This window comes from Flavobacterium sp. KACC 22763 (assembly GCF_028736155.1).
GTDB lineage: Bacteria > Bacteroidota > Bacteroidia > Flavobacteriales > Flavobacteriaceae > Flavobacterium.
Genome location: NZ_CP117879.1, coordinates 1,718,089 through 1,741,895, shown reverse-complemented (window position 1 = coordinate 1,741,895; position 23,807 = coordinate 1,718,089). Strand labels below are relative to the sequence as shown.

At 35.5% G+C, this 23,807-nt stretch carries 14 protein-coding genes; 11 read left to right on the top strand and 3 right to left on the bottom strand.

Going from position 1 to position 23,807, the window contains the following annotated elements:
• Positions 1-5: 5 nt before the first annotated feature.
• From PQ463_RS07490 to PQ463_RS07450, 9 genes are all read left to right on the top strand, one after another.
• The gene (locus PQ463_RS07490) at positions 6-1,439 is read left to right on the top strand and encodes a SusD/RagB family nutrient-binding outer membrane lipoprotein (protein ID WP_274257035.1); all 1,434 of its coding nucleotides are present in this window, start codon (positions 6-8) and stop codon (positions 1,437-1,439) included.
• A gap of 11 nt (positions 1,440-1,450) precedes the next feature.
• Entirely contained in the window at positions 1,451-3,025 is a 1,575-nt protein-coding gene (locus PQ463_RS07485; protein WP_274257034.1) for a calcineurin-like phosphoesterase C-terminal domain-containing protein, read from the top strand.
• 1 nt (position 3,026) lies between these two features.
• Positions 3,027-3,935, top strand: a complete 909-nt coding sequence (locus tag PQ463_RS07480) for a glycerophosphodiester phosphodiesterase family protein (protein WP_274257033.1) — start codon at positions 3,027-3,029, stop codon at positions 3,933-3,935.
• Between the two features lie 40 nt (positions 3,936-3,975).
• Complete coding sequence (locus PQ463_RS07475) at positions 3,976-4,260, top strand: hypothetical protein (RefSeq protein ID WP_274257032.1); 285 nt, start codon at positions 3,976-3,978, stop codon at positions 4,258-4,260.
• Positions 4,261-4,825: 565 nt separating this feature from the next.
• Positions 4,826-7,702: a TonB-dependent receptor gene (locus tag PQ463_RS07470; RefSeq protein WP_274257031.1), complete on the top strand. Its 2,877-nt coding sequence runs from the start codon at positions 4,826-4,828 to the stop codon at positions 7,700-7,702.
• A gap of 204 nt (positions 7,703-7,906) precedes the next feature.
• Complete coding sequence (locus PQ463_RS07465; protein ID WP_274257928.1) at positions 7,907-9,115, top strand: DUF5690 family protein; 1,209 nt, start codon at positions 7,907-7,909, stop codon at positions 9,113-9,115.
• 37 nt (positions 9,116-9,152) lie between these two features.
• Positions 9,153-10,310: a TIGR03364 family FAD-dependent oxidoreductase gene (locus PQ463_RS07460; protein WP_274257030.1), complete on the top strand. Its 1,158-nt coding sequence runs from the start codon at positions 9,153-9,155 to the stop codon at positions 10,308-10,310.
• Positions 10,311-10,461: 151 nt separating this feature from the next.
• On the top strand, positions 10,462-11,142 hold the full coding sequence (locus PQ463_RS07455) for a phosphonatase-like hydrolase (RefSeq protein WP_274257029.1): 681 nt from the start codon (positions 10,462-10,464) through the stop codon (positions 11,140-11,142).
• A 146-nt stretch (positions 11,143-11,288) separates the two neighbouring features.
• Positions 11,289-12,971 carry a DUF4983 domain-containing protein gene (locus PQ463_RS07450; RefSeq protein WP_274257028.1) on the top strand — a complete coding sequence of 561 codons (1,683 nt, stop codon included), beginning with the start codon at positions 11,289-11,291 and terminating at the stop codon, positions 12,969-12,971.
• A gap of 193 nt (positions 12,972-13,164) precedes the next feature.
• Here the strand turns inward: PQ463_RS07450 and PQ463_RS07445 are convergent, their stop codons facing one another.
• The 3 genes from PQ463_RS07445 to PQ463_RS07435 form a co-directional block, all read right to left on the bottom strand.
• Positions 13,165-13,749, bottom strand: a complete 585-nt coding sequence (locus tag PQ463_RS07445; RefSeq protein ID WP_274257027.1) for a helix-turn-helix domain-containing protein — start codon at positions 13,747-13,749, stop codon at positions 13,165-13,167.
• A 526-nt stretch (positions 13,750-14,275) separates the two neighbouring features.
• A complete protein-coding gene (locus PQ463_RS07440; RefSeq protein ID WP_274257026.1) occupies positions 14,276-15,058 on the bottom strand; it encodes a GLPGLI family protein in 783 nt (260 codons plus the stop codon).
• A gap of 4 nt (positions 15,059-15,062) precedes the next feature.
• A complete protein-coding gene (locus tag PQ463_RS07435; protein ID WP_274257025.1) occupies positions 15,063-17,861 on the bottom strand; it encodes an outer membrane beta-barrel family protein in 2,799 nt (932 codons plus the stop codon).
• 1,126 nt (positions 17,862-18,987) lie between these two features.
• Between PQ463_RS07435 and PQ463_RS07430 the strand changes: the two genes are divergently transcribed.
• Complete coding sequence (locus tag PQ463_RS07430) at positions 18,988-20,127, top strand: FIST signal transduction protein (RefSeq protein WP_274257024.1); 1,140 nt, start codon at positions 18,988-18,990, stop codon at positions 20,125-20,127.
• Between the two features lie 2 nt (positions 20,128-20,129).
• Entirely contained in the window at positions 20,130-23,156 is a 3,027-nt protein-coding gene (locus PQ463_RS07425) for a PAS domain S-box protein (RefSeq protein WP_274257023.1), read from the top strand.
• Positions 23,157-23,807: the final 651 nt, after the last annotated feature.

The window sequence follows — 23,807 nt, the reverse complement described above, 5'->3', positions numbered from 1 at the left end:
AGACAATGAAAAAGATAAAAATTACAGCAATACTATTACTGCTTACAGGACTGACTATTTCTTGTACAGGAGGTTATGAAGAACTAAACGAGAATCCTAATCTGATTACAGAGATAAGCCCGGGTACTTTAATTAATCCGATTATTTACGGAATTGCTTCTCAAAACGCAACGCAGAGTGTAGATGTCACTTTCAATTTAATGCAGGTTTCGCTTCCTTTTCCAAGCATCTCGGGAGGTTTGCACCGTTATGATGTGAGCAACAATATTGGAAACTCAGCATGGAATAATTATTACAAATGGCTTAACAATATTAGAGAAATGCGCATGGCTTCTGTAAAGGCTGGAGACGGCAATTATGAAGCAGTTGCGTTAACGCTAAATGCTTTGGTGTATGCGAATCTTACGGATCTTTTCGGACCAGTTCCCATGACTGAAGCAGCGCGTGGAGAAGATGGCATTTTATATCCAAAGTATGATACCCAAGAGTTTATTTATGAAACACTTTTGGCCGATTTAGAAAGAGCCAATACGCTTTACGATACGAGTAAAGCAATGATTTATACAGAAGATATTTTGTTTCAAAATAATGTTCTAAAATGGAAGAAGTTTACAAATTCCTTAAAAATGAGATTGCTTTTGCGAGTTTCAAACAGAACAGAAATTGGAGCTTTTGCAAAATTGGCTTATATGGCAGATCATCCTGAGATTTATCCTGTTTTTACCAATACGGCTGAGAGTGCTATTTTGAAAGTAACGGGTGTCTCTCCAAATGTTTCTCCGTGGGGAAGACCGCAGGATTTTAACCTGAACATCAAAATGGCTTCCTTTTTTATTGATAATTTGAATACGTTGGAAGACCCGAGAAGAGCAATAATTGCTACTGGGGCAACGGCTTTGGTTACCAATGCGCCAATCGGATTTAAAGGAATTACAAGCGCTTATGCAGGTTCAGATTCGCAGTTCAAATACAATGCTTCGACACTTTTGAACATGCAAGCGCAAAACCCGATGCAGATATTTCTCTTAACGTATGCCGAAGTTGAATTTATCAAAGCAGAATTAGCACAGAGAGGGCTTATCACCGATGCGGCTGGACATTATGAAAAAGGTGTTAGAGCAGCCATAGAACAAGTAAAAGCTGTAGTTCCAGCGACTTATTTTAACAAACCAGAAGCTCAGTATAATGGAACATTAGAAAGAATTATGCTCCAGAAATATTACGCCTTATATTTTACAGATTACCAGCAATGGTTTGAATACCGCAGAACAGGATTGCCTGTATTGCCAACAACATCTGCAATGCTAAATGGAGGAGTTATGCCGTCAAGGTTTACCTACCCAGACAATCAGCAGATTAAAAATACCGAAAACTATCACCAAGCAGTTGAAATGGTTGGAGGAGATAATATCAATACGAAAGTTTGGTGGGATAAATAAAATTAGAAAAAATGAAAAAGACATTTATATATAGTGCTATGTTGTTTTGCGGAGTTTTAACAGCGCAGACAACCGTAAAAGGAATCGTATTTGAAGATTTAAATCAAAACGGGAAAAAGGAAAAAAAAGAAAAAGGAATTGCAAATGTCGCGGTTACAAATGGGCGTGAAGTTGTTTTAACCGATAAAAAAGGAAACTACCAATTACCGCTTCAAAGTGATGCTATAATTGCTGTAATCAAACCTTCGGGATACAAGATTAAGGTTAATAAAGATAATTTGCCTCAGTTTTTCTATAATTATAAACCAACTGGTTCTCCTAAAGGGAAATTTGAAGGAGTGGCTCCAACAGGAAAATTGCCAGAATCTATAGATTTCGGATTGCTTCCGCAAAAGGAAACCAATGATTTTACAGCGCTTGTTTTTGGAGATCCGCAGCCGTATAATCTGGAAGAAGTTGATTTTTTTGCTCGAGGAATTGTAGCGGAAGTTGAAGGGATTAAAAATATTCCGTTTGGATTAAGTATGGGAGATTTGGTTGGAAATGACCTTAGTTTATTCAATCCGTATATTCAGGCGGTAAAGAAAGTAGGAATTCCGTGGTACAACCTTTTAGGAAATCACGACTTAAATTTTGATGCCAAAGCAGATAATCTGGCAGATGAAACCTATGAAGCTCATTTTGGCCCTGCCAATTATGCTTTCAATTACGGAAAAGTGCATTTTATTGTTTTGGACGATGTTTTGTATCCAGATCCAAGAGATCATGAAGGCTATTGGGGCGGTTTTACAGAAGAGCAGATGCAGTTTATAGAAAATGATCTAAAAACAGTTCCAAAAGACAATTTAATCGTTCTGGCTTTCCATATTCCGATAAGCGAGCCGGACAGCAAAGACGATTCATTTAGAGACGAAGATCGCCAGAAGTTATTTGAATTATTGAAGGATTTCCCAAATACACTTTCGCTTTCGGCACATACACATATGCAGAGACAAGATTTTTTCGATAAAAAAGACGGCTGGTTACAAGAAACGCCACATCATCATTACAATATCGGAACAACATCTGGCGACTGGTATTCTGGAAAACTGGATGAGAAGGGAATTCCAATTTCGGTTATGAGAGATGGAACACCAAAAGGTTATGCTTTCATTCATTTTAATGGAAATAAATATACGGTTGATTACAAAGTAGCAGGAAAACCAGAAAATTATCAGATGAAAGTTTTTGCTCCAAAAGTGGTAGCCAAAGGAAAACGTACCAAATCGGGCGTATTTGCCAATTTTTTTATGGGAAGCAAAAAAGACAAAGTAATGTACCGAGTAGATCAAGGCGAATGGAAAGAGATGAATTACGTAGAAGTAGAAGACCCATCGTATGTAGAGTTGGTTTACGAATGGGAATTGTCTGAAGTGCTTATGCCTGGAAAACGTTCATCAGATCCAGAAAAAAGCACGCATGTATGGAGAGGAAATATCCCTTCGGATCTTGCCATTGGAGAACATGCTATCGAGATCAAAGCGACAGATATGTTTGGCAAAACGCATTCGGCAAACACCACTTACAGAATTGATAAAGTGAAATAAAATGCTAAAAGTAAAAGGGATAATTTGTGTTTTAATTGCGGTATTAACAGCATATTCGTGCAAAAGCCAAAAGGCAGTTACAGCAAAAAGAACGATAGAAGTACATGGACATCGCGGTGATAGAGGGAATTTTCCTGAGAATTCAATTCCTGCTTTTCTCAGTGCTGTAAAAAAAGGTGCTGATGTGGTAGAATTGGATGTCGTAATTTCTAAAGACCAAAAAGTAGTCGTTTCTCATGAACCTTTTATGTCTTCGCAGTATATGAGTGATACTGAAGGAAAGCCAATTACAAAAGACAAAGAAAGGAGCTATAATCTTTATGAAATGACGTATGACAGTATTAGAAAGTTTGATGGCGGTTCGAGAGGAAATACAGCTTTCCCGATGCAGCAGAAACAAAAAACATACAAGCCTCTGCTTTTAGAAGTGATTGATAGTGTTGAACAGTATATTGCCAAGAACAATTTAAAGCCGGTACGATACAATATCGAAATCAAATCTGAAAAATCGGATTATGGAAAAAGACAGCCAGAACCTAAAGCTTTTACTGATTTGGTGATGAAAATTATTAAAGAAAAAGGTGTTGAAAGAAAGATTAACATTCAGTCTTTTGATCCGACAGTTTTAAATGTAATACACAAAAGATATCCAAAAATAAAAATTGCTTATTTGGTTGGAGAAGGCAGTATAGCTGAAAATCTTTCTTTACTTGATTTTAAGCCTGAGATTTACAGTCCGCATTATAAATTGCTAAACCAAGCAGAAGTCGATTCACTTCGATTGATGAAAATGAGAATCATACCGTGGACTGTGAATGAAGATGCAGCAATTGACAATATGATACTGCTTCAGGTAGATGGAATTATTACGGATTATCCTGAAAAAGTATTGAAAAGAAGGGCACTTTAAAACTTTGTAAAATTAATTAAACTATAGAATTTTGTTGAAAATGAAGGGAATAGATTTAAGAGAGCACCGAATTCTTGCTGCAGCCTTTGATAAATTTGAAGCCTTATCTTCTGCTTTTCCAGATGTTCTGGAACAGTCACAGGAGAATGATGTCCGTGCGGCAATGGAGTCTCTGGACGGATTGCATAAAAAGTATCAATCGCTATTTCATGAACTTCAAAAGTGCATTGAAGAATATGAGCACAAGAAAAAGACGGTTCGTTCGGTAATTAATAAAGCGAATCGAAAATTGACTTGCGAACCAGTCAGAAGAACAGCGGGTTAAATTGGTCTATTTTTTTATTTAAAAATATCATAGTTGCAAGACCTCTAAGTTTTTAAAACTTAGAGGTTTTTTTATGTTTGACTATGTAGAAATATAGATTAGATGTAGTGGGTTTTGGTGCCTCCAAAGAAGGAATGGATTAGTTTTGGTTTTAATGTTATTTCATTTTCAATCTGTACTTCTGTCAGCGCGCACATTTTAGCAAGTGGAGCCATCTATCCAAAAGTGTTATGTTTTCTGAAGTTAATTTATCACCGCTTATTGCTTTAAGTTTACTATTTGTAAATATTTTTCAAAAATCAATCCGCTTTAAGTCTGCTTAGTTTTAATTCTTGATGCTATAGCTTTTTTACCATTTATGCTCCAAAATGAATAAAATACTTATTCTACGGGACAGAAAGCCGATCTGCTAGGTTAAACGATCAATCCATTTTACAAATCCTTAACAAAATGAGGCTTGAAATTTTCATTTCTTTAACAATTCGATAATTTTAACTTTTTCACTATTTGTAAAAATCACAGTTAATTTGCTGTAATAAATTTAATATTTGTAAACAAACTAACCATGAAAACAATTTACAAGGCAATTTTTATTTTCTCCGCTCTCTTTATTGTGCAAAACATGACAGCACAAAAAGCCACAATTAAAGGGACAGTTACAGATTCACAATCTCCTTTGCCAGGAGCTACTATTATATTGTCAAATAATCAAAAAGCAACTACGGGTTTCAGCGGTGATTTTGTTATTCAAGATGTAAGATCAGGAAACTTAGAATTGAAGATTTCATACATAGGGTACGAAGTAAAAACGATTCAGATTGAAGTAAAAGAAAACCAGCAGCTGAATTTAGGAATTATTCGACTGGAGGCTAATTCAAAAGAATTAAATGAAGTGGTAGTAAGCGGAATGAGCCAAAGAAACAGCGAAGCAAGAGCACTAAACATGCAGAAAAAATCAATGAGCATTGTAAACGTGATTGCTGCCGATGGTATTGGTAAATTACCAGATCGTAACGCTGCCGAAACAGTGCAGCGTATGCCAGGAGTTTCTATAGAACGCGATCAGGGAGAAGGACGTTTTGTTTCGGTGAGAGGATTGCCACCTTTTTGGTCATCGACTACCATTAACGGAAACAGAATTCCAACTGCAGAAGAAGAAACGACTTCAAGAGCTACAGCATTTGACTTTTTTCCATCAGACCTTATTGCTTATGTAGAAGCTACAAAAGCCATTACACCCGATATGGATGGAGATGCTATTGGCGGAAGCGTCAATTTTACTACTCAGACTGCGCCAACTAAAAAAACAATTAAAGCGAGTGTTTTTAGTGGTTACAATCAAAAATCAGATAAAGGAATTTATAGCGGATCGCTTACTATTGGTGATAAAAGTAAAAACGGAAAGTTTGGTTATATTATTAATGGAACGTATTGGGACAGAAACTGGGCAACGGATAATTACGAAGCCAGAAGACAAGGCGATCAGGGAGTTTACCGCTTAGAATTAAGAGACTATACTGGAGTTAGAAAAACGACAGGTTTAAATGCAGCGATGGAGTTTAACCCGTCATCGAGAGACAAAATTTTCCTAAAAGCGACTTATGGCGGACTTTCTGATGAAGAAACGCATTATAAGCATCGTATCAGATTTGATAAGTTCAATAGCACTACAAACGCTTTAACAGTAGAACAGCAGGATATTCATAATGAATTAAAGACTGAGTTTGTTGGTATTGATTTAGGAGGAAAACACCAGCTGGCTAACGGAAACTTGGATTGGAGTCTGGCTTCTTATAGAAATGAGTTTAAATACGGAAATATTCCAAACGCTGAGGACAATAGCTATTTTTTAATTCAGTTCAATCAGACTGGAGTTGGAGTTAAACCTGAATATTTAAAAAATATACCAATAGCAAGTGGAGGAGCAGGAGGGCCAAGAGCGTACTGGGCTGCTGATGGAGGAATGCTGGATCCTGAGAATCCAAAATCAATTTTTGATTTTTATTCTGACCCAAATTTCAAAACCGATCCGACAAAGATGAAATTCTCTACGCTGGAATTATACAAAATTAGCATTGTAGAACGCGACAATATTATTGCTGCGGTAAACTACGAGCATAATTTTAATGAAAGTCTTAAAATGAAGTTTGGTGTAAAATTAACCGACAAAGATCGTATTGCCACTTTTAGAGATGAGTATTACAACTGGGTTGGATCGCCAACACCGTTCTTATCGAATTATAGTTCAGATTTAATCAATCAGCCTGGCGGAACAGATTATATGAGACGAGAAACAGGAACCAATATTGGTAACACATTTGGGCCGGTTCTATCAACGGATGGAATGACTAAGTTGTTTAATACTTCGCAAGGAAATCTGGTTTTAAATCCTGTAGATTCTCAGATTCCGGAATTAGGAAAAGGCTTGGGAAGAAATTTTAATGTAGACGAAACTACATCTTCAGCTTATGCAATGGCGACTTATTTATTAAATGATAAATGGACTATTTTGGGAGGTCTGAGAACGACTCACACCATTACAAAAGTTACAGGAAAAACGGTAGAGAATAATGTGGTGGTTGATGCTGAAAACACAAAATCTTATACATCGGTTTTACCAATGCTACATGTAAAATATTCTCCGATCGAGAATTTAAACGTACGTTTTGCAACAACAAGAACATTTGCAAGACCCAATTTTGGAGACATTTCGCCAGCGGGATCATTAAATACTATTGACGGAGAATATGCAGGAGGAAATCCAAACTTGAACCCGACCTATTCATGGAACTTTGATTTATTGGGAGAATATTTCCTTGATGAAGTAGGATTAATTAATGCTGGAGTATTTTATAAATCAATTACAGATCCAATTTTTGATGATACGTATCAAGGTACTATAAACGGAATTCCTGATATTGAAATCAGTTCGCCTACAAATGGCGGTGATGCTTGGATTGGTGGAATTGAATTTGGAATCACAAAAAGATTCAGCTTCCTGCCTGGATTCCTAAAATATTTTGGAACTCAGATCAATGCAACGCTTATGAACTCTGAAATGACATTGGGACAGAACGCTAATAATCCTAACGGAAGAAAAGTGTCAACACCTTATCAGGCCAAAGAATTATACAATCTGCAATTGTTTTACGAAACAGGAAAACTAAATGTGAGAGCAGCTTTCAACTATAAAGGTGCATACGCCACAAGTTTTGATGCCAATGCCAAAAATACCGACATGAATGATATTTATTATGGTAAATACAATTCGTTAGACTTTTCAGCTTCTTATAAAATAGGAGATCATTTCACCATTTTCAGTGACGTAAATAACGTCTTAAATGAGCCTTTGATGTATCATTTTGGAGAAACTCCAAACAGGCCAAAACAGGTAGAATATTATGGCGTAAAATTCAATCTTGGTTTAAAATATAATTTATAGACAACTATAAGTTAACTCGTTGGATGCTTGTCGGTTTTATTTTTACGGTTTATTTTTTTTAACTGACTGCATCCAATGAGTTTTACGCTCATCTCAACTTACACTCCAACTTTCAACCAATCTAAAGAAATTATGTCTGCAAAAACATCCAATTTTAGGTTTATATTAAAAGCATCCATAGCAGCATTTGGAACTTATTTCTGCATGTATGCTTTCAGAAAACCTTTTACTGCGGCTACATTCGAAAGTATGTCTTTTTGGGGTATCGATTATAAAATTTTATTGATTCTGGCGCAGGTTTTAGGTTATACGTTTTCTAAGTTTTTAGGAATCAAAATTATATCCGAATTAAAATCATCTAAACGTATTTTATATTTAATAAGTTTTATAGTTATTTCAGAATTGGCATTATTGGGCTTTGCTCTAGTTCCCGCTCCTTATAATATCCTGTTTTTATTCATTAATGGATTGCCGCTTGGAATGATCTGGGGAATTGTTTTTTCTTATATAGAAGGAAGAAAAACGACAGAACTTTTGGGTGTAATTTTATGTTCTAGTTTTATTGTTTCGTCAGGAACGGCAAAATCTGCGGGGGTATTTGTGTTGCAAGTTTTGGGCTGTACCGAGTTTTGGATGCCTTTTGTTACGGGGCTTCTTTTTATTGTTCCTTTAATTCTGTTTTCACTGCTGCTGGAGAAAATCCCAAATCCTGATCAGGAAGATTTGGACTTGCGATCCAAACGAAAACCGATGGACAGAAAAGAACGCGCATCGCTTTTCAGACAGTTTGCATTTCCGCTAACAGTCATTATTATATTTTACACCATGCTTACGGCAATGCGTGAATTCAGAGATAATTTTGCACGAGAGCTTTGGGATGCTTTGGGATATAAGGAAAGCATTTCGATTTACATGTATTCAGAAATTCCAATTGCAATATCTGTACTTGTAATTTTAGGATTTTTAGGAAGCATGAAAAACAATTATAAAGCATTTAGAAATTACCATATAGTGTTGCTGGTGGGTTCTTTGCTAATTGGAATGACCACTTTCTTATTTGAAAAACATTTATTAGGAGCATTTCCATGGATGATGATCTCGGGATTCGGGATGTACATTTGTTATATTCCGTTTAATGGTCTGTTTTTTGACCGAATGATTGCAACCTATAAAATAAAAGGAAACAGCGGATTTCTAATCTACATCGCCGATGCTTTCGGATATCTAGGCAGTGTTCTGGTATTGTTTTTTAAAAATTTGGGAGACAAGGATATTTCTCTGTTAAGCTTTTTTACCGCTTGCATTTATCTTCTCTCGTTTGTTGGAATCATTACCACGATAATGTCTTTTAATTTCTTTAGAAGAAAATTTAAAAAACACATAAAAATTAATGCAGCTCCTTTGTACACTTGAATGAAGGACAAATTAAAATTCATAAAATAATTAAGATATGAAAGATAAATATGATTTAATCATAATTGGATCAGGGGTTTTGGGCACATTTCATGCCTATCATGCCTTATTAAAAGGAATGTCAGTTGCGGTTTTAGAAAAAAACAGCAAGCCTGAAGGAGCTACCGTTCGAAATTTCGGGCAGGTTGTACCATCAGGAATGGACAGAAAATGGCAGAATTTCGGTAAGGAAAGTTTAAAGATTTATAAAGACATTCAATCGCAGTTTGATATCAGCATTCGTCAGAACGGAACCATTTATTTGGCATCAAATGAAGAAGAAATGCAGCTGATAGAAGAACTTCATGAGATTAATATTTCAAATGATTACGAATCTAATTTGCTGACAAAAGAACAATGTCTGGCAAAATACAGTGGTTTGAGAGCTGACTATTGTACGGGTGGATTGTTTTTTCCGCAGGAAGTTACCGTAGAGCCTTCTACGATGATTCATAAACTACATCAATATATGACGGCTAATTTAGGATTGGATTTATTTATGAATACAACCGTAGTGCATACCGAGGATAGGTCCAATGAAGTAATAGCAGTAACATCGACAGGTTTGGAATACAAAGCATCGAAAATTATTATTTGTAACGGAAGCGATTTTAAAATCTTATATCCTGAAATTTATAACAGCAGCGATTTGATTGTTTCTAAGCTTCAAATGCTGCAAACCAAACCACAGCAAAATTATAAGCTTGATGGGTCTATTTTAACGGGATTAACGATTAGAAGATATGAATCTTTTGAAGAATGCAAATCGTACACAGCTATCAAAGCAAAAGAGAACCCAGATAGTTTTGAGAAAAAATATGGCGTTCACATCTTATTCAAACAGGCTCTCGACGGATCTGTTATTTTAGGAGATTCTCACGAATATGCCAGTGCAAAAGAAATAGATTCATTAGGATTTGATTTGAATATGGATATCGACCATTTTATGATCGAAGAAGCTAAAAAAATAATTGATCTGCCAACGTACGAAATTCAAAGCAGATGGTTTGGAATGTATTCGCAATGCAAAACCAAAGACATTTTTGAGCATACAATTGGTGAAAATATTCACATCATAACCGGAATTGGCGGTAAAGGAATGACGGGAAGTGCTGGATTTGCCAAGCATAATATCAATAAAATTTTTAATGCATAAACTAAAAATAATTAACCATTAAGAGATTAAGAAATTAAGAAAATTAAGTATTACTTCTAAAACTTGGTGGTAGAAAATAATCCAAAAAGAGAATTAAGAATATTTAAGTTTTGATTCTTAATATATCTTAATGGTAAAAAAAACACAGAAAATGAAAATTAATGAAATTGAAATGGTTGTTTTTGATATGGCAGGAACAACAGTAAACGAGCAAAATATAGTGTACAAATCTCTGCACAAATCCATTAATAAATTTGGAATTGATGTATCTCTGGAATTGGTTTTGTCACTGGGAGCAGGAAAAGAAAAATACCAAGCGATACAAGACATCTTAAAATATATCAATATTACCGATAAAGAAAAAACAGACCAAATATTTGAATATTTCATCGAAATACTAGATCAGGAATATCTGACGGCAAAAGTTCTTCCTATTGAAGGAATTGAAAAAGTGATGGAAAACCTAAAAAAAGATGGCGTAAAAGTAGTTTTGAATACTGGATATAATAGTTTGGTTGCCAATGCACTTTTAGAGAAATTAAATTGGAAAAAAGGTATTCAATATGATGCTTTAATAACAGCAGATGATGTTGAACAAGGAAGACCTTTTCCTGATATGATATTTAATGCAATGAAGCTCTTCAATATTACTGATGCTTCGAGAGTGCTTAAAGCCGGAGATTCTGCCATTGATATAGAAGAAGGCAAGAATGCAAAATGCGGTATTACCATTGGTGTTTTATCAGGAGCTCAAACCAGATTGCAGCTTGAAGAAGCTAAACCTGATTATATTCTAGATTCTCTGGCTTCATTATATAGCATTTTGAATTAATATTTTTTGCCACGAATTGCACAAATTTTCACTAATTAATTCGTGTAATTCGTGGCAAAAAAAACAAACTAATTAGTTAAAATAAAATCCCTGCAGGAGATAGTTACGAGTAGATAAGAGAGTAATCAACAAAACAATTCAACCCAATGAAAAAGATTTTTAGATTAAGTTACTTTATAATTCTTGTAAGTGTACTTTTAGTCACTTCATGTACCAACGATGCAGCACTCGCGAGCGATGAGAATGCGGCAACTGCAAAAACTATTTCGAAAACTGGTAAAGCAGCGTTAAGCAGTGGTACTAAAAAATTACTGATTATTGGTATCGACGGCTGTCGTGGTGATGCTTTAATGGGAGCCAATACGCCAAATGTTCATCCTTTATTGCCTAATTCAGTTTACAGCCTTGATGCTTTGACAGAAGCCCCAACCTGGAGCGGAAATGGCTGGTCAACTATGCTGAGCGGTGTTACACATTTAAAACATGGTGTAACAGACAATTCATTTTCTAGTCCAAATTTCGGAACTTATCCAAGTTTTCTAAAACGTTTGGAAACTTATAATTCGGCTTTAAAAACAATGTCTATTGTGCATTGGGCGCCAATCAACACTTATATCGTTGACGGAATAGATGTCGAAAAAACGCTGACAACTGATTTGGCGGTAAAAAATGAAGCAGTGGCTGCACTTACAAATGATAATCCAGATGCTTTATTCCTGCATTTTGACGATGTCGATCACGCAGGCCACAGTTACGGATTTTCAATAAATGTTTCGCAATACAAATCTTCTATCGAAACAACTGACGGATATATTGGAGAGATTCTAACAGCTTTAAAAAATAGACCCAATTATGCCAATGAAGACTGGCTGGTTGTGGTTGCACCAGATCATGGCGGAATTGTTACAGGGTCAACAGGATCTCACGGAGGAACTTCTTATGAAGAAAGAAATATTTTTACCATCTTCAATAACAAAAATTTCACTTCGACTAAAATCGAAAAACCAGTTGATCCTACAACCACTATCACAGGTAAATTTGCCAATTTTAATGGCAATAGTATTTATGCTTCAACCAATAATGCGCTTTATAATTTCGGAACTTCGAGTTTTACAGTAGAATGTAGAATAAAAACTTCTGGCTATTCTAGCGATCCATCAATAGTTTCTAATAAAAACTGGGTAAGTGGTAAAAATCGCGGGTTTGTAATTTGTGCTAATACGGGAGGAAAATGGAAAGTAAATATCGGAGATACTCAAAATCGTGTGGATATTTCGGGAGGAACAATCAATGACGGAAAGTGGCATCATTTGACATTAGTGGTTGATCGTACTGCGAAGCTGGTAAAAATCTATGAAGATGGCGGATTTGCTGGTCAGGCATCTATTACAGATAGTTTTGGAAGTTTAACATCAGGACTGCCTTTTGCTGTAGGACAAGACGGAACTCTAGCGTATGGTGCCAATGTAAACGGAAACATTGCTGAGGTTAGAGTTTGGACCAAAGCGCTTTCTGAAGCTTCAATTTTAAATTACACGTGTTCCTCTGTCACATCTTCCCATCCTGATTATGTAAATCTTATTGGATATTGGAAAGGGGATAACGGGTCAGGAAATTCTTTTACAGATTCGAGTTCAAAACAAGTAAATCTTACTTTTCCTAATACACCAACATGGACAACCAGCACAGCGAGTTTAAAATGTGGGACAGGAATTGGAGTTGTTCCAAAAATGGTAGATATCGCTTATTCGTCACTGCAATGGTTTGGCGTGCCAATTAATTCTGGTTGGTCATTAGATGGACGTTCTTGGCTTCCTGCAGGAAATTAAATTATATTAGAATTGTGTTTTTGTTTTTTTCAAAGGCAGCCTCGATTTTTGAGGTTGCCTTTTTTTTTGTTTAACCGCAAAGAACGCAAGTTTTTTACAGGTTAGGCTTTTAAAAAACGCGAAGTTCGCAAAGCTTTATAAATAAAAACTTTGCGAACTTTGCGTAAACCTTAGCGCTCTTTGCGGTTAAAAATCAACTATTACTTTCAGAATAAAAATAAAGAACCAGCATCACACAATTTTCCTGAGTTCTGTTTTCAGGCACGTGAGGAAGTCTTCCATTAAAGCATATAGAGTCGCCTTCGTTTACAAGAACTTCTGCATCATCAATAATATAAGTTACGCTTCCTTTTATTATATATTTGAATTCCCAAGCATCAGTAATCACTTTTTCACGTTTGCTGTTAGGCTCCACCTCAAGAATTACAGCTTCAAAACCTATCGAATTAATGCTTTTGCTGAATATGTGATAGTAATTAAAACCTTTAGTTTCAGATCGGTCTTCCTTTTCTATCTTTTGGTAGTCTTCTTTTTTGATGTGAATATATTTCGCATTTTTTATGTTTTTAACTCCTTCAAAAAAGTAAGTGACATCAGTATCTAGAGAGTGGATCAGCTCAATTAAAACTGGAAGGGAAGGAATAGTTCTGCCATTTTCAATTCTTGAAACCAGTCCGTTGCTGACATTAGCTCTGCTGGCTACTTCGTGAATTGTTAAGGCATTTTTTTTCCTGATTTCTTTTAATCTTTTTCCAATGCCTATTAAAAAATCTTCCATATTATTTAACTCTCTTTAAAAGGTAAATATAATATAATTATCCTCTCCAGCATACAGTTTGGTTTAAACAGTGAAATATATCACTATTGGGTTTTTATTTATTAGATGAGGCATCTATGGCTTATCGTCTACAACTTTTCTGTTTTTAATTTCTTCAAATTTTCTTTATAAAAGAATCAGGTGACAAAGCCTTTTTCTCTCATATTTATCCTACTTATTTAATAGTAGTATAATTGCATAGATTCGAGTACAGTTAAGGTTGTACATATAAAGGTTTTTTTTTCTTTTTCCTCTTTTGATTGGTGTAAAAACCGATTTGATTTCACATTTTTTTTATAGAATATTTTAGAATACACTATCTAAACATAAAAAAAGGGGCTTTGTAGTTCGCAGAAAAAAGAGAAGAGGCTTCATTTATACTAAGCTACAGTTCCGCCATACTATTGTATACTCCATTTATGTATTCTGAAACTTTCAAGAACCATTTAAATTAGTTTTTATATAAGAAATAAATTTTAATGGCTAGTTAGAGAGAGTAGGCCTGCAATGTTTTTTTTGCCCATTTTCCCCAGTCTTTCAAAGCATCCATAAGTATTTTGTTTAGTCCTTTATTGTCAGTAGGTTTGCCTTTAACTGGTGGAGCTAAATCTTTGTCAGAAACTGGAATTTCAGTAACTTTTGTGGCAAACCATGTCATATTTTCATGTGGCAGAGCCAAGCCTAAAATTGTTCCGGGTAAGCCCGTAAAAGATTCGGGGCCACCTGAAAATGGAATTTGAATTGTGTAATAGGCTACAACATAAACAGAATCGATAATTATAGCATTTGCTCTGCGGCACTCATAGCCCGCAATTTCTCTAGTTTCATCTGTAATTTTCCAGTCAATTTTACGCAAGCTGTCTTTAACTAAGTATAAATCATCGTATACGTTTTTTTGTGTAATGCTGGTTTGCGTATCAAGATCTGTGGCGATAACATTTTTTAAATTGGCCATTGCATCGTCAGCAATCCAATGGTTGGTTGCTGATTGATTTGTTTCATGCCATTTGTACAAACTCTTGTTTTTTGAAAAACTAAGAATGCTTTTTGTTGTTTTAAATTGTGGATTGTTTTTTTTATAACTTTCAAAAGCAGCTTGATAATAACCTTCAGTTTCTCCTTTTATTTTTTTTATAATCAATGCATACATATTCGATTTTTTCTCATATTCGATTACGCCATTTTCAATAAAGTGGTTAGTTTGTGCAAAAGTATTGCAACTTGCCAATGCAATTATCAAAATTAAAATGTGATTTATTATTGTTTTCATGGTTTTAGTTTTGTTTAATTTCTCCTCCGCCCATTTTGCTGAAATCCCAGCTTACAGAGAACATAAAGTATCTTTGGATAGTGGTATAAGTGCTTTGGCTAATGTTTCCATTATATGCAGAACGATTAAATCCTACATTTTGGTTCAAAAGATCTCTTCCCGTTATAGAAACTTTTAAATTATCTGATTTTAAGAATTTTTTGGTGATAGATGCATTCCAAATAAAACGTTCAAAAGTTTCCTGAATCACTTGCGTTTTTCCATTATATTGATAATTGCCATCTGTGCTAATTTCTAGTTTGAAAGGCAATTCTATACTGGTCCAGAAATTTCCATTAAAACCCCAGCCATTACTATCGCTATTTTCGTTTATACTCGCATCAGCAACGTTGTAAGTAGGTCCGAAACTAGTATTGAAATTATATTTTTTTTCTTTATACTTTGATAAGTTTAAATTAAAGGAATAAGTTGAATTTTTAGTTTGATTCAGTTTTGTATTGATATAATTATAATTTACATTTTTGTTGGCGCTTAAGCCAATTCCTGCTGTCATGTCTATGGCTTTGATTGTTTTACCAAAATTACTATTCAGATAATAACTTGTTGCAGCCTTATTTTCTAGGTTTACAAATTTTGATATACTTTCTCCTCTATCATTTGTAACCACATTACTTATTATCGGATTTAGCGTAAAATTATATGATCCATTAATCGAAAAATATTGATTGGTAAGCACTTTGTAGGAGTAATAGCTACCTCTAAAAGTATTTCTAAAAGAAGGATCTAAATTTGGATTCCCCACAATTGTATTCAATTGGTTTTGATTGTTTCGAATAGGCTGCAACTGATCTAATGTCGGCTGATCGGTGTTTCCGTTATACGACAAGCGCAGTGATTCTCTTTGTTTAAAATTATATTGATAGCTTATCTGAGGCATGTAGTTGACAAATTTTTGCTTAAAATAACTATCTGTATAAACATCATATTGTTTAAAGTTTACACCACTAAATTTAGAGCCAAAAGAAAAAACAGTTTTATTTTTTCTGTAATTAAAAATCGCTCCAACTTGGTTTATCGTTTGGTCTAATTCATAATTATTGCTAAAGATGGAATCCAGAACATTATAATCGCCATCTGGAGATTGATTAAAAGATTTACGATCAGCTTTTCCGTTACTGATGTTAAATCCATAATTAAGAATTAAAGATAGGCTTTTGGATAAAGGTTCGGTATAGATTAAATTTGATTTAAAAGTTCTATTGCTAATAGTATTGATTTTATTTTGATTGACTACTTTGGTGCTATCTGGATTAATTACGGCTGGTGTGAAAAATTCAGCCCTAGAATTTAGGTAACCATTACTTTTGCTATCTGTACTTGATTGGCTTAAATTAAGAGATAATGTTCGGCCAGTTTTTTTAAGTCTTTTGGTTAATAAAGTATTTATATTAAATGCTTTATCATCAACATCGTTTGTAGTTGTCTGTTTCAGATTATTCAATTGGTTACCCTGTTCGTCAGCACCTTTTCGCATTTCTGCTTCACTTGAATTACTATTTTTAAATAATCCATCAACATTTAATTTTAAAGTTAAAGTAGTATCAATTTTAATTTCATAAGCAAGATCAAGCTTATTTTTAGTCATTTTTTTTTCAAAACTCTTGTCTGAAGTATTATAAATACTGCTAGAACTTAAATTTTGCTGGTTGATATCATTGCGGTTTCCTGAAAGTTTGATATCGCCAATTTTGTAATTTGCATTGATTGATTCTTTATCACTGTTCCATTTATTGTCAAAATGTATTCCGCCCGTTTGAACTACTGGAATTCCTTCGCCATTAAATTGTCCGTCCCAGCTATCAAATTCATCATTTCCATTGTTCGAAAAATAAATACCGCCGTCATCAGTTACCTGATAACTGTTTTGGCCATATTTGTCTTTGTCTTCCCATCCTAATCCAACTTGTCCAGTGTTGCCTAAAATGCCATAAGCGGCTAATTTTTTCTTATCCCAAAACTTATTAAACATAGCCTGGCCTTTGTAAAAATTTTCAGTTCCTCCTCCGAGTTCTACTTTCCCAAAATGACCATTTTTTTTGCCTTCTTTAAGCTTTACATTTAGCGTTTTGGTTTTCTGGCCATCATCAATACCAGTAAAAGCGGCTTGATCGCTTTTTTTGTCGTACAATTGCACTTTATCAACCATATCTGCACGAAGGTTCTTTGTAACTAAAGTCGGATCATCTCCAAAAAATTCCTCTCCATCAACTAAAACTTTGGTTACAGTTTCGCCCTGAGCGGTAATTTTTCCATCTTTATCAATTTGTATTCCCGGAAATTGTTTTATCAGATCTTCCACTTTTGCATTAGGCTCTATTTTAAATGCTTTTGGATCAAATTCTAAGGTATCTCCTTTGATTTTCATAGCAGCCCTATTGCCTTTTATGATAATTTCTGATAGCAGTCTGCCTTTATCAGCCAAATTGATTTTGCCGTAATCTTTGGTTAGCTTTGTCGAATCAAGAGAAAATTGATCTACAAAATCAGCATATTTGGGATAAGAAACCAGCAGAATAAATTTGCCAGTTTTAATATTATGCAGCTCAAAATAGCCATTTTCTTTGGCTCGGGTAAATTTTATTAAAATGGAATCTTGTGCTCTTAACAGAGAGATTGATGCTTTCGATAAAGGAGAATTGTTTATGGTATCTATTGCATATCCTTTAACTGTGCCTGACGTTTGTGCCTGTAAAATATTTGATAAAAAAAGAAAGCAGCATAATAATAGAATGGTTTGTCTCATTAATTGGTAGTGGTTTTTGAAAAAGAGGCATTATAGTTATATTTTATTTTTTTAAATAGAAAATAAATGCGCTTGTTGCATGATTTGTTTTTTGATTAAGCAGGATTGCAGATTCTAATATTAAAATTTCTAGGAAGCGTTTTATTCCTGGATTCAATGCGATGACTCTTTACAAGGAGGTCTGGTAATTTTCTTCAATTTTATAGATTGTATTGGGTTGATTATTTGTAGTGCGATTATTATTGCCACAGCAAATAAAGAGAAAAGTTTAGGATAATTTTTACGGTTTTCCTCATTCTGATGCAATTGGAGTAGCATTATTTTCTTTCTTTCTTTCTTTCTTTCTTTCTTTCTTTCTTCTTCTTTTAGATTGTTTTTGTTTTATTAGTTTTTTTTTCTTTACTCTTCTCTTCTTCTTTTAAGATTGTTTTATTTTGGTTTTGGCTGGCGAAGGGGAGTTGGGAAAAGAGTGCGGTTGATTTTACTGGCAAATATATTTTTTACAGCTATTTGATTGCAGATGGTTTATTAAGATTGGTGCGAGGTGGTTTAAGTCCAATTCACGCTGCAAGGTAAAAGGCTTATCCTTTTTGAAGATAGGCTTTTTTTATTTCTCATTTTGATAATAATGAAGTTTTACCTTATAAAAAATGATTCGCCGATTTTTCTTGATTTATGTTTAAGATCTTATAAAACCTCGATGAAATGCAATATTTTTCGTTTAAGTGGTAAACATGTAGGATTTTTTTTGTATTTTAGTATGACGAAAATATAAAGAGCTGAAGGTGAATGTGTTTGTTTTTTTTTTTTTTTGAAGATGCTTCTTTTTTTGAGAAACTATAGATAAAGAAAATTATTCGAATATATATATCAGGAAATGCCGGAGAACTTAAGTTGGCTATAGATTTGGCCCTGCTCAATGTATAAAAAAACGCCGCTACTGCTGAAGGCTCACTTTTTGGCGGCAGAAATGAAAACGGATCTTTTCCTGCCTAAAAATAAGGCGCTAAAAGGAACCTGCTTCGAAAATTATGCTTGATAGCCTGAAAAAGCAGTAATATGCTAAAACGGCCTTGAAGAGATTTATAATTTAATTCAAATCAGTCAAACTAAAAAAGTGATTTAAATGAAAACAGCTTCCATTTTATTTGAAGACAATTCTTTCAAGAAAGAATTCAATAATGATAATTTAGATTTCGCTGAGTGCGACCTGGTTTTAGGCTTTGGCTCAAGGGATTTATTGGCAGATGGGAAAATTTTCACCCAGTTGAGGAAGAGATTCCCATCTTCGGAATTGGTCTTATGCTCTTCAGCCGGTGAAATTTATGGGCACGAAGTGCTGGACAATACCATAAGCCTCACAGCAATTAAATTTTCTTCGACTCAAATTAAGACCTGCGAAGTTGATATAGCAGATTTTGAGAATAGTTTTCAGGCAGGCTCTTCGCTGATAAGGAAGTTTAGCCAGAATCGTTTAAAATTGATTCTCATACTTTCCGATGGAGGAAAGGTGAATGGGAGCGAGCTGGCAAACGGAATGAATTCGGTGAAAGAAGAGCAGGTGCTAATTGTAGGCGGTCTGGCTGGTGATGGAGCAAAATTTGAAAAAACAATCGTCGGGTTGAATAGAATGCCGGAACAGGGTAAGATAATAGCCATCGGATTCTATGGCGAGAAACTCTTGGTTTCACATGGCTCATTAGGGGGATGGGAAAGTTTCGGGCTCGAGAGGCTGGTTACAAAAGCGGAAGGGAATGTTCTATATGAAATCGACGGGAGAAACGTATTGGATCTCTATAAAATTTATTTAGGGAAATATGCTGAAGAATTGCCGGGTTCGGCACTTCTTTTTCCACTGTCAATTAAAATTGACGGGACAGATGAGCCTATTGTTAGAACCATCCTGTCAATAGATGAGAAAAATCAAACCATGACTTTTGCGGGCGATGTTCCGACAGGCAGCAGGGTGCGGTTCATGAAAGCTAATTTTGACCGCCTTATAGATGCGGCAAGTGAAGCCGCTTTGTCCTGTCTGCAGGTTAATAGCTTTAATCCTAAGCTGGCTCTTTTAATCAGCTGCGTCGGCAGAAAATTAATTTTGGGATCCAGAATCGATGAAGAAGTTGAAGCGGTGTCAGAGATTTTTGGCAATACCGCTATTGCAGGATTTTATTCGTATGGGGAAATTTCTCCCTTAAAGCCATTTGGAGACTGCATACTGCATAATCAGACCATGACCATAACCTGCATTAATGAAATGAATTAGCTATGGAGCTTCATAAACTTTTGCAGAGGCAGATAAATAAAAATCTGCCTGCCGAGCTGCAGGACAATCCATCTTTCCAATCTTTTATAAAGTCGGTTAATGATTCGTATTTATCTTTCGAAAGGGATAAGGACCTAATGGATCATTCTTTCCAGGAAAGCGAAAAGGAGTATAACGAGGTGCATCAGAATTTAAGAAATGAGTACAATTTAAAACAGCTGTCAATTCTAAATTTGTATAAAAGCCTAAATGAGCTGGACCAGAGGTATGTATCTATTAAAGAAGATGAGAAGAACGATCTTCTTTTTATTTCAAAATATTTAGGTGAGGAGATCGCAAAAAGGAAGGAAACGGAGAAAAAATTAGTGCAGACCGCACAGTTTTTAAAGGCATTATTGGAAAATCTGCAGTCGGGAATTTTAGTTGAGGACAGCAGCGGCACCATTTTGTTTGTTAACCAGCATTTATGCGATATGCGCGGCATTAAGGCTCTGCCTGATGAAATGATTGGGAAAAAGTCCAGTGAATATATAGATGATGCCCAGCTGCTGTTTAAAGACGCAGAAGCCTACAGAAGGAGGATAGATGAAATTTTGCTTCGCAAAGAAATTGTCACCGGAGAAATACTTGAAACAGTGGACAACCGCTTTTTCGAGCGCGATTACATACCCATAATGATGGAAAATGAATGCATTGGCGATCTCTGGAAATCCAACGATGTGACGCAGAGTACAAAGAGCAAAAATCTGCTCAAACAGAGCGAGGAGCGCAACCGCATTATCATGAACTCGTCGCTCAATGCGATAGTGACCATTGATACATCGGGAAAAATAACTTTTTGGAACAGCCAGGCAGAGATTATTTTTGGATGGAGGAAGGAAGAGGTTTTAGGCAAAAAATTAAATGATACCATAATACCTAAACGGCACAGCCAAGAGCATGCGAGAGGCTTAAAGCGTTATCTCGCAGCAGGTGATGGCCCCGTCTTAAATAAACAGATTGAGCTTCCCGCATTACATAAGGCCGGATATGAGTTTCCCGTGGAAGTTTCGATAATACCCTTAGAACAGAACGGGGAGGTTTTCTTCTGCTCTTTCATGCAGGATATTTCTGAAAGGAAAAAAACGGAATCCAAATTAAAGCTTCAAGAGGAGAAGTATCGAAATATTATAGCCAATATGAATCTGGGGCTAATAGAAGTCGATAATGATGACGTGATCAGATATGCCAATCAAAGTTTTGCCGATATATCAGGGTTTGAAGGCAAGGAACTAATCGGCTTAAGGGCTTCCGAAACTTTTGCATTCGGCGATAATATAGAAAAATTGGAAGCTAAAAAAAAATTAAGGGAAAAAGGCGTATCGGATGTTTATCAGATGCCTGTCAGAAATAAAGGAGGAGAGCTCAGGTGGTGGGCAATAGGTGGAGCGCCAAATTACGATGACAAAGGGAATCTGGTTGGATCAATCGGCATTCATTTGGATATTACCGAGCAGAAGCAGATGGAGATTGAACTTGAGAAGGAAAAAATGAAGGCCGAACGCGCCTCAAAGGCTAAAGAGGCTTTTTTAGCCAATATGAGCCATGAAATAAGAACGCCGCTAAATGGCATAATCGGCTTTTTGAGAGAGCTGCAAAGGCAGCCGCTGACTGATCTGCAGAAAAAATATGTAGAAAACAGCACTGTAGCATCCAAACATCTGCTGTCTATCATAAACAATATTCTTGATATCTCAAAAATCGAAGCAGGCGAGATGTCGCTGGAAATAGAAGACTTTGTTTTTGAGAAGGTGATCGCAAATGTTGTCAATGTGCTTGGGCCATTGGCAAAGAAAAAGGGGCTGAAGTTAAGCAGGCAGATTTCCAAAGATGTCCACAAAATACTCAAAGGCGATATATTAAGGCTGGAGCAGATACTGTTTAACCTGATCGGAAACTCCTTAAAATTTACCAGCAGAGGAGGAATAACCCTAAAATGCGAAGTGCTGAAGGATGCTGAAAATTTTCAAAGCCTGAAAATAGCGGTAATCGATACGGGAATAGGAATGGAACAGAGTTTTGCAGAGAAAATATTCAATAAATTCTCTCAAGAAGACAAAGCGGCTAACCGGAAATTTGGCGGAACCGGACTGGGAATGGCCATTACAAAAGAGCTGATTCAGCTCATGAAAGGCGAAATTAAGGTTAAAAGCAAAAAGGGGGAAGGCACAGAGATCAGTTTTGTAATTGATTTGGAAAAGGGGAATATCAATGCCATAAGAAAGGCCGAAAATGAAATCAATGTCGACATTTCCGGCATAAGCGTTCTGCTGGTTGAAGACAATGTCATCAACAGGATGGTTGTCATCAATTCACTGAAGTACTTTGACTGCATTGTCACTGAAGCTGCTGATGGACTGGAGGCCCTGGAAATTTTGAAAAATAAAAGTTTCGATATTATATTGATGGATGTTCAGATGCCAGAAATGGATGGCATTGAGGCAACAGTAAAAATAAGGGAAGAATTGAAGCTGCAGACACCGGTGATTGCCCTTACCGCCAGCGCTTTCAAAAGCGAAGTCTACAGATGCAGAAGTGCGGGAATGAACGATTACATTACCAAGCCTTTTGAAGAGTTTGACCTGATTGAAACTATTTCTAGGCACATAGTTCGGCAGGAAGGCATTGCCGACGGTTTGGGCCCGCGAGAAAATGAGAAACTCTATACCCTTAAAAATTTGGAATCCATAAGCAGGGGAAATGCTGAGTTTATTGAAAAGATGGTTAGAGTTTTTATTGATCAGATCCAAGAGGTGGTTCCAAATGCGGAAAAAGCGATATCTTCAGGTGATTTTCCAGCTCTGAGCCAGATAATGCATAAGATCAGGCCAAGCATTGAAAGCATGGGGATTTTTAGCATTATTGAGGATATTAAAGTTTTGGAGCAGATCAGCAGTGAGGATAAAGATAAAGAAATGATAAGAAGTCTGTTCCATAAAATAAGAGATACCCTACTTGCAGCTGCACAACAGCTGGAAGAAGACCGGTAATGCTTCAAAGTTAGCAATAAGGGATTTTTGATTCCCAACCTTTTGGAATTGAATGGATTTTCAGGGAAATTTGGGCAGTGATTCAAAGTTGGCGATATGGAAATTTAGACTGCTAAGATCTTGGAATAAAATAAATATCGGTGAATAATAATTTAGAGATGAGCAGTGTTTGCTCATCTTTTTTGTTTTAATGTTGTCTTAAATGATCTAGAATCCAACATAGGGGACATAATATTATTGATATGAAATAGATTTTCTGGCGCAAAGTTCAGTTTGCTACGTCAAGTTGTGTCAAGCTGCCTTAGTTAGTTAGTTAGTTAGTTAGTTAGTTAGTTAGTTAGTTAGTTAGTTAGTTAGTTAGTTAGTTAGTTAGTTAGTTAGTTAGTTAGTTAGTTAGTTAGTTAGTTAGTTAGTTAGTTAGTTAGTTAGTTAGTTAGTTAGTTAGTTAGTTAGTTGAAGATTGTTTTTTTTTATTTGATTTTGACCCTTTAATGGAAGATCGAAATATTGTATTTTCTAGTAATGACTCGAGCTTAAATTTCAAGACATTCTTTATACAGTGTTTTATTTGGTTTTAAAATTTAAATAAACATTCTGCGTCTAGGATTTTGATATTAATTTAGGACTGACGAATTATTATGGAAAGAAATT